The sequence below is a fragment of the Streptomyces sp. MBT53 genome (assembly GCF_016654115.1).
Lineage (GTDB): Bacteria > Actinomycetota > Actinomycetes > Streptomycetales > Streptomycetaceae > Streptomyces.
Genome location: NZ_JAEQAZ010000287.1, coordinates 1 through 8,637, shown reverse-complemented (window position 1 = coordinate 8,637; position 8,637 = coordinate 1). Strand labels below are relative to the sequence as shown.

Below are 8,637 nucleotides of genomic sequence, written 5' to 3'. Positions count from 1 at the left end.
CCGGAGGGACCCCCCACTCAGTGCCTGTTTCTGAACCCCCGGAAGACGCGGGCTCGGTAGCCTGGTAGCAGGCGGCGCCTAGACCAAGTTGGTCGCGACCAACTTGAGATCGATCAAGGTCACGGCCACCCGGTGGGCTCCTGGTGGCACTGACGACCGTCAGCGTCATCCCAGCCGCAGAAACTTCCGTTCGGGCAACGGTCACCGTGACCGTTGCCCGAACGCTTTCCCAAAGTTCCTATTTCGGACTGACGGGCCTTGGCCTGCTGATACGGGGTTCAGAAACAGGCACTCAGGCCCGGCCCATGGCGCAGGCGCCGAGGTGGCGGCCGCCGATGACCGCCACGGCGTCGAGGAGGACGAGCACCAGGACCACGGGCAGCAGCTCGCCGAGGAGCCGCCGCCGACCGTCCGGGCCGTCGAGGACGAGCACCAGGCCGCCGCCGACGTGCAGGCCGAGGAGCCGGACCGGACCCGGGGGAGTGGTTAGCGTGCACACGCTAAAAGATCTTGGAAGTTCTTCGGGGCAGGCCTCTGACCTGCGGTTTTGTGGCGACACGAACGGGGTCGGAGTTGCCTGTGATGCTCTAGTGCTGTAATCTAGTACTTGTCGGAAAGGGGAACGGCACCCCGGACCGACACCACCAACACCAGCGCGACGCGATAGGAAGTGCACCATGGCGACCACCACGGCTACCACCGTCGAGATTCCCGCCCAGGCTGAGCCGGTCGAGGCACCCGCCCAGGCTGAGCCGGTCGAGGCACCCGCCCAGGTCGACCAGGAGCACGGCAGCCGGATCATCGCCGCCCTTGAAGGCGCGTGGGCCGCGATCCGCGCGGCTCACCCCGAGGTGCCGCAGGTCGTCATGATCACCGGGACCGGCCGGAGCACCACCGGCGTCAAGTGGGGGCACTTCGGAGCCGACTTCTGGACGGTCGAGGAGGGGGCGAAGAAGGGCCGCGCCCCTGAACTGTTCGCGGGTGGTGAGCTGTTGAGCCTCGGCGGCCGCCGCACCATGCAAACGCTCATCCATGAGGCAGCCCACGCCGTCGCTCACGTCCGGAAGGTCAAGGACACCAGCAGCGCGGGCCGCTACCACAATCGGCGGTTTGCCAAGATCGCCGAGGAGCTTGGTCTTACCGCCCCGACGCAGCCCGAGAGCGTGCGCGGATTCTCTGAGTGCCGCATCACCGATGCCACGGCCGACCGCTACACCGCAGCGATCAACGCCCTGGACATCGCCCGCCTCCCGTACGTCTACGACCCGTTGGCCATCAGCTTGGGCGGTGGCACTGACCGCCCCGTCGTCGGCGGCACCGAGGGCGAGGACGAGGGGAACGGCGAGGAAGGGCAGCCGGGCAGCGGCGGCACGGAGGAGCCGGAGCCCGTGGCGAGGCCCGCGAAGCGCCCGCCGACGCGGTTCCTGGTCATCTGCGGGTGCACCAAGCCCGGCAAGGACGGCACCCCGGAGCCCGCCCGCCGCATCCAGATCAGCCGCGCCACGTGGGAGTTCGGAGGCGAAGACGGCGGCCTCATGTGCGGGAAGTGCGGCGAGCCGTTCAAGAAGGCTGACGAGGAGGAGGCCGACGCCAGCTGACAAGGCCCAGCAGAGGGGGCGCCCACCGGGCGCCCCCTCTGTCACGTGGTACAGCTCGCTTCGCGCGTCGGCTCCGTGGCCAAGGTGCGGACCGTAGGCAGCACTTACGGTGCCGAGTCTCGGGTGGCGGGCCGCCGGGACGGACAAGCCAATGGGGGAGTGGTGACGGCCGGCTGTGGTGCCGCCGTACGGCCCTGGCGGCCGCACGGCTCCGTACCTCCGCCCGCCGGCTGTCCAGTGACAGGCCGTCAGAGGTGCCGTGCCGTGGCCGAGGTCCAGGCCCCCAAGGCGACCGGCTCAATTCCGATCCGACAAACGGACTATTCGCGGCATAGGGCACGCCAAACCCCGGAGTCGCAAAGAAAGTTCCGCGCCACGCCGTTTGACTTGCTGCAAGACTCTGCGATCTCTGACAAGATCCATCCATGAAAGATCGCCGAGGAGTGGGTGGGCCGCCGCGAGGGACACGGTTCCGCGCGCCTCACTACGACCCCACGACGGGCGAGGCGTACCGACCGGGCTCGAACTTCGAGCCCCAGAACGCCGTGAAGCTACTTCACATGTGCGAGCGACTGGACACCAGCGTGGCCGGTTTCCTCAACACATTGGTGGAGTTGCTGGAGGTGGACCCGCGCACGGGTCAGCCCGTCGGATGGCCGAATGCCGTACGTCTGAAGGAGGCCGGATGATCTAACCGGCCGATCAACTTCCTGGCCCCCTAAGCCGGGTGTTGGTTGGAGCCATCGGGGTCTCAGCTTCGAACGTGGTTGTGGCGACCAGATTGCCGAGACTCCCGATCCCAGATCGAGCACGTAACCGCTGTCCGCCGGATTCCTAGGCCCGACAGCCGGGGCTTTCGTGCGTCCTCTAACACCGAGGGAGCGTTGCCATCGTAGCAGCGAGCCACGGTGGCGGTAGAGGCTTGCCTCAGACCGGTGTGTCATCGGCGCTTTATCAACAAGGCGACCTGTTCCCTGCCGCCGCCACGCCCGCATTCCCCCCTGCCGCCGTACGGCGTCCAGGGGTTTCTAGCGTGCACACGCTAGGACTGTCACCGCAGGCCAGGACCCTTACGCGATTCCTCGGCGAGCTGTCCCCGCGCACCCACGTACGTGCTGCCATGGGGACGCCCGACGCCTGGCGGAACGCCTACCCGGACACCGTGGCCGTAGCCGAGGTGGAGCCGAACCGGCCCGTGGCGATGTACTTGACCCGCCGTCAGCGCGGGTCGTACAGGTTTACGGCCGTCGTACTGGACTGCGACGCCAAGCAGGTGACCGCCGAGCAGGCCGCCGCCGACGCCGAGTTGTTGGCCGACGCCGCCCGCGCCGAGGGCATCGAGCCCGTACCCACCCAGTCCGGCCCGAACGGCGGCCGCCACGTGTGGACCGGGTGCGCCGAGGGGGTGCCCGTCGCCACGGTGCGGAGGATCGCCCGCGCCGCCCGCATCCTGTGCCCGTCCGTCGACATCACGCCCCTGATGAACCCGAAGGCCGGCGCGGTCCGCCCGCCCGGCGCCGCCCACCGCGACGGCGGGCACAACGAGTTGACCGCACACACCATCGAGCAGGCCGTGACGGCCCTCGGCTCCGCCTCGGCCCCGGCCGAGGCGTTCGATCGCCTGGCCGCCCGGCTGGAATCGATGGCCGCCGCCCGCACCATCGAGCGCCCCACGAGGATCAGGACCGCCCCGGCCCCCGCCGGCCGCCGCGCCGCCGAGGACGACGAGCACCAGGACGCCGCCGTACCCCCCTCGATCCAGCAGCGCGGGCCGATCATGCGCCCCGTCGTCACCGACGAGGCCGGGTGCCCGCAGCTCGCCGTACCGTGGCGCCCCCTCGGCGAACGCGCCATGAAGGGGCTCCGGCGGAAGCTGACGCGCCATCACGACCACTCGCAGCAGGCCCACGCCCCCGCCCGATCCATGGCCCTGGCCGGATGGACCCAGGCCGAAGGTCTCGCCGTGGTGCGCGACGCCGAGTCGTCCCCCGCGCTGGAATGGCTCCGCACCGAGCGCCAGCCGGACGGCACCCGCGCCGCCCGCTCCGAGGAGGACACCGCGCGCCTGTGGGCCCGGGTGTGGTGGCTCGCCGTCCAGGACGCCGCCCGGATGCCCCGCAGGCCCGAGGACAACGGCGGCCGCCATGAGCGGACCGAGGCCGAGGTGGCCGTGGTCGACCTGTTCGCCCGGATGCGGGCAGCCGGCCCCGCCCGGTGGGGACGGGAGTCCGGACCGGCAGACGCCGCGATCCTGGCCGCCCTGGCCTGGCTCATGCTCACCGCCGGCACCACCGACGTGAGCGCCAACGTCCGCCGCCTCGGCGTGCTCGCCGGATACAGCCGCCAGACGGCATCCCTGGCTCTGTGGCGCCTCATCCGGGACGGATGGCTCACCGTCACCGCCGAGGCCGAGCGCAGGGCAGGCAAGGCCCGCCGGGTGACCCTGGCGACCGAGCACCAGTGCCCCGACCACGACGGCCACCGATGCGCCATCTACCAGGCCACTGACCACGTTTCACCAGTTCACACGGGGTCTGACAGAAGGCGGAACGCCGCCGCGCCCCCCACCCCCCTCGGCCTCTCGGTTGACCTCCCGGCGCACGTACGCTCCCTGATCACCCACCAGCAAGCCGACGTGTGGCACTCCCTCGGTCACCACGCGGCCCGCACCCTCCGGGAGATCCACCAGCAGGACCGCCCCACCCTGGCCCACCTCATGATCGCTACCGGCTACGGCCGCCGTGCCACCCTCCGGCACCTCCACCAGCTCGAGGCCCTCCAGCTCGCCACCACCGCCCGGCCCCGCCGAGGAGCGCCCACGTACGCCGCCACGGCCCGCCCGCTGTACGAGGCCGCCCAGGAGACCAGGACGGCCGGACGCGTCGCCGGCCTGGCCGTGGACGCCCGCGTGGACCAGGCCGCGCACGAGTGGTGGGCGGCCGAGGAGGAGTGGAGCGCGCTGCCCCGCGCCGAGAAGCGCGCCCGCGGACCCCGCCCCGGGCCGGACCAGATCGTCATCCCCGGCCAGGCCCCCGGCGCCCGCGCCTACCCGCGCCACCGCGACGGCCGCGCCGACCACCGCCGCGCCCGTCAGATTGAGGCCCAGCGCCTCAACGCCACCGGCCTACTCGCCCACGCCCAGCAGCTCGCCCAGGCCGGACACCTCATCGACCCCGCCCACCTCAGCGCCACCGGAGCCGAGCAGCCCCAGCCCCGACGCCGCAAGCGCCCCGTCCTCCCAGCCCGTCAGCACTGCCGGCACTGCCAAGCCGCCCCCGGCGAACGGTGCGTGACCTGGCGGGGCACCCCGGCCGCCGAGTGGCACGCCGCCCGCCGAGCCGCCGCCCAGGAGGCCGCCGAGGCCCCGACACACGGAGGTCAGCAGAACAGCGCGTGAGCCGCCCGGGACGCGGTAGAGTCGTCGCCACGGCGGAACGGAGCCGGGCACCCCGACCACCACGGCGGAGAAGCCCAGGAATCGCCCCCGCCGGACCGGCAGCCCCAGCCGAACCGCCCACCGGGCGGACGCGCCGGCCCCGCTCAGCGGGAGCCCGCCAAGGCCAGGGAAACCTAGCGTGCACACGCTAGAACTGTCGTCAGGGGCCACCGCCCGACCGCAGCGGCCGCAGCCGCCGGGGGCGGAGCCCCCGAGCAGGACCAGCCGGCGAGAAGTCGGCCACCCACCACCCCCGGAAATTGGCGCCCTCTTGCCAACGGCTAATTACTGGAATACTAGAAACAGTAATCCAGAAATGATAGGCTGAGGTCATGACGGAGACCACCGAGACGAACCGCGACCCTTACGCGTACGCCTACCTCATTGACGGCCGCGTGCCCGCTCGGCCGTACGCCGGCCCCCTGGCCGAGGTCGAGGGCCGCATGGGTATCGACGGCACGGCCACACTCACCGTGCGGGTGCACGACGCCGGCCAGCACGGCACCACCCGCCGCGAGGCCGCCGAGCGCCTGGCATGGGGGTACGGGGTGCGCACCCGCCGGGTGTACGCCGACCTGTTGGCGGACCGGCTGGACCGGCACGCGCTCCGGATCGAGGGTCACCCGCTCGCCGTCGCCCGGTTCGCCGCCGACCTCCCCGGATTGCTCGTCGCCATCGAGGCCGCCGCCACGGCGATGATGCGCCGGCTCGCCGGATGGATGCGCGACTCGGCCCACGGCCAACGGTGGACCGAATGCCACAGCCCGCAGGACTGGCGGACCGAACGCCGGCACTGGCGCCGTGCGTTCATCCGGCACCTGGCCCCATTCGTCGGCCCCCATGCGCCGGAGACCGGCGCGGAGATGCCGGATTGGTCCGAGGACTGGTTGCGTATCCCGTCCCGGATCGCTCAGGCCATGGGCCCCACCATCGACACCGAGGCCGTGCGCGACCACATGACCGAGGCCCTGTTGTTCGCCCAGGCCGTCACCGCCGAGCCGCGCCCCGTCGAGCCGCTGCCGGAACCCCGGAAGTACGCCAGCGTGTACGACGCGATCCACGCTCCGCAGGAGTACAGCCAGGAACTCGGCGACGTGGTGACCACGTACGGCCCCGACCCGGACGCCGGCACCGAGCTGGAGACCGCGGCCGCCGTCGAGGTCGAGGGCGACGAGCGCCAGGCCGCCGAGGTCGAGGTGGACGACCAGGTGACGGCGGCCGCCGTCGAGGCCCGTGCCGAGCTCACCGAGCCGACCACCGCCCCGCAGGTCACGGCGCCGCCCGCAGCCCGCCCGGCACCGGATCGAGGGGCGGCCGCCGTGCGGATTGTCCGCCGCCGCCGTCCGTACGGCAGCATCAGGACCCACACCGGCCCGCAGGCCCGCGCCCGGGGCCGGCTCAGGCCGCCCCAGCGGCCCGGCCCGGCCGCCCGTCCCCGCACCACCACCAGGAAGGCCGCACGCCCGTGACCACGAACGACAGTCAGTCGGCCGACGACCCGTTGGCGCACCTGTCGAACCGGCTTGCCGGCCTCGGCATCGAGATCCCCGCCAAGGCGACGCCCGCGCGGGAGGCGTCGGGTGGAGAGGCCAACGGGGACGACCACGAGGAAGAGGCGCCGTACGGCTACTGGCCGGAGCCGTGCGCCAACTGCGGGAAGCTCATCCCCCGGGCCAAGCCGGCCGGCGCCGGACGACCGCCTGAATACTGCGACAGCACCTGTCAGAACGAGCGCAAGGCGGCCCGCGCCCGCGAGCGCAACGCGCCTGGCCTGCCGGGGCAGCTCCTCCGCGTCGAGGAGACCGTCACCAGGATGGAACAGGTCGCCGCGGACATGCGGTTGGAGCTGTCGAAAATCAACAGCCCCGAGGGCATCGAGGCCCGTCTAGCGGCAGCTCGCGCAGCCAACGCCAATGACGTGGCACAGGCCAACCAGGAGACCGTACAGGCGAAGGCGGACGCCGCCGCCGCCCGCTCGGAAGCCTCCCAGGCCCGCGCCGACCGGGAGGCCGCCGAGGCCGCCGCCGACCGCGACCGCGCCGAGCGCGAGGCCGCCGACGACGCCCGGGAAGTCGCCGAGCAGAAGGCCCGTGAGGCCGAGCGCCGCCGGGACCTGGCGGAGCGGAAGGCGGGGGACGCTGCCGCCGCCCAGCAGCTCGCCGAGGAGGAACGCGACGCCGCCACCGGCCGGGCCGAGCGCGCCGAGCACGAGGCCGCCGAGGCGATCCACCAGCGCGACGCCGCCACTGAGCAGCGCGACGAGGCCCGCCAGGCCGCCGCCGCCGCCCAGGCCCGCGCCGAAGTCGCCGAAGAGGAACGGGCCCGCGCCGAGGAAAAGGCCCGCGAGGCCGAGCGTGCACGCGAGGCCGCCGAGCGGGAACGGGACGGCGCCATCCACGACGCGGCACAGGCCGCCGTTGAGGTGGTGGAGGCCCGGACGGCCCAGCGGCTCGCCGAGGAGCAGGCCCGCCAGGCGGAGGCGGAAAAGGAGGAGATGCAGGCCGGATACACCCGCGCACTCGCTGAGACCAAGGAGGCCAAGCGTGAGCGCGACGAGGCCGCCGGGCAGACCACCGAGGCCAACCGGCAGCGTGCCGCCGCCGAGGAGCGCGCGACCAAGGCCGAGGGCGGCCGCACGCAGGCGGAGGACCGCGCGGAGCGGGCCGAGCAGCGCGCAGAGCGCCGCATCGGCGACGCCGAGAAGCGCCGGGACGACCTGGCGGCCCAGCTCGCCGCCGAGTCGACCGCGCGGCAGCAGGCCGAGCAGGGACGGGCGGCCGCCATCCAGCGCGCCGACGACGCCCAGGCCCGCGCCGAGCGAGCCGAGCGAGAACGGGCGGAGGCCGCCCGGCAACTCACCGAGGTCCGTACCCAGCTCGCCGCCGCCCAGGCCCGCGCCGAGGTTCGCGCCGAGACGGAGAAGACTGCCCAGGGCAAGGCGGGCAAGTCGGCCAGGCGAGGCAGGAAGCCGGCCGAGGAGGAGACGACGCCCGAGCCGATTCCCGGGCAGATCGCCGTACCGCTGTCGAACGAGACCGACGAGGAGCCCACCACATGACCAGCCCGACCGTCACCCCCGTCCCGTTGCTCGCCCCCCTCCGAATCCTCCAGGCGGACGAGTACGACCGTGCCGTGAAAGCCGGCGTACGCGCGGCCCGTTCCGTCTCGCGGGCAACCGTCGAGGAAGTCACGGGTGCCGTGCTCGCCGAGGTCGGTCTGTTCTCGCCACCCATCGAGCCGGACGAACTTGACCCGGAGTTCTGCACCGCCCAGTGCCTCCCCTTCGACCCCGAGACGTGCGACACATACAGCCTCGGCCAGTGGCAGCAGTGCGGCGACGAGCCAGGCCACGCCGGCGACGGCCACGACAACGGCGACTTCTCGTGGAGCGATGGTCAGCCCGGCACCGTACCCGCACGCCACGGGACGGTATGACGACGAGCACCAGGCCGTGAAGCGTGCCCCCGGGTAGAACACCGGGGGCACTGCCATGTCTGCCGGAAAAGGCCACGGGCCACGGCAGAAACTCCCACTCCCACACAGCAGATTTAGCGTGTGCACGCTAACCCTTGTGGGACCGACTGGCGGTCATCGGCGGCCGCC

Annotated in this window: 7 protein-coding genes; 6 read left to right on the top strand and 1 reads right to left on the bottom strand. The window is 72.6% G+C overall.

Translation table 11 applies throughout. The annotated features are described in order from the left end of the window. Positions 1-292 precede the first annotated feature (292 nt). Positions 293-499 carry a hypothetical protein gene (locus tag JHN45_RS48300; RefSeq protein WP_201055800.1) on the bottom strand — a complete coding sequence of 69 codons (207 nt, stop codon included), beginning with the start codon at positions 497-499 and terminating at the stop codon, positions 293-295. A gap of 178 nt (positions 500-677) precedes the next feature. Between JHN45_RS48300 and JHN45_RS48295 the strand changes: the two genes are divergently transcribed. The 6 genes from JHN45_RS48295 to JHN45_RS48275 all read left to right on the top strand — a co-directional run bounded on the left by JHN45_RS48295 (position 678) and on the right by JHN45_RS48275 (position 8,469). Next, the gene (locus tag JHN45_RS48295; protein WP_201055799.1) at positions 678-1,598 is read left to right on the top strand and encodes a hypothetical protein; all 921 of its coding nucleotides are present in this window, start codon (positions 678-680) and stop codon (positions 1,596-1,598) included. Positions 1,599-2,158: 560 nt separating this feature from the next. Continuing rightward, on the top strand, positions 2,159-2,287 hold the full coding sequence (locus JHN45_RS54270) for a hypothetical protein (RefSeq protein ID WP_268982487.1): 129 nt from the start codon (positions 2,159-2,161) through the stop codon (positions 2,285-2,287). 431 nt (positions 2,288-2,718) lie between these two features. Further along, positions 2,719-4,995, top strand: coding sequence for a hypothetical protein (locus JHN45_RS48290; protein WP_201055798.1), 2,277 nt, complete (start codon positions 2,719-2,721; stop codon positions 4,993-4,995). A gap of 371 nt (positions 4,996-5,366) precedes the next feature. Then, entirely contained in the window at positions 5,367-6,503 is a 1,137-nt protein-coding gene (locus JHN45_RS48285; RefSeq protein WP_201055797.1) for a hypothetical protein, read from the top strand. Continuing rightward, positions 6,500-8,092: a hypothetical protein gene (locus JHN45_RS48280; protein ID WP_201055796.1), complete on the top strand. Its 1,593-nt coding sequence runs from the start codon at positions 6,500-6,502 to the stop codon at positions 8,090-8,092. Before JHN45_RS48285 ends, JHN45_RS48280 begins: the two co-directional genes overlap by 4 nt. Continuing rightward, positions 8,089-8,469 carry a hypothetical protein gene (locus JHN45_RS48275; protein ID WP_201055795.1) on the top strand — a complete coding sequence of 127 codons (381 nt, stop codon included), beginning with the start codon at positions 8,089-8,091 and terminating at the stop codon, positions 8,467-8,469. The genes JHN45_RS48280 and JHN45_RS48275 overlap by 4 nt, the downstream gene beginning before the upstream one ends. The last annotated feature ends 168 nt before the right edge of the window (positions 8,470-8,637 follow it).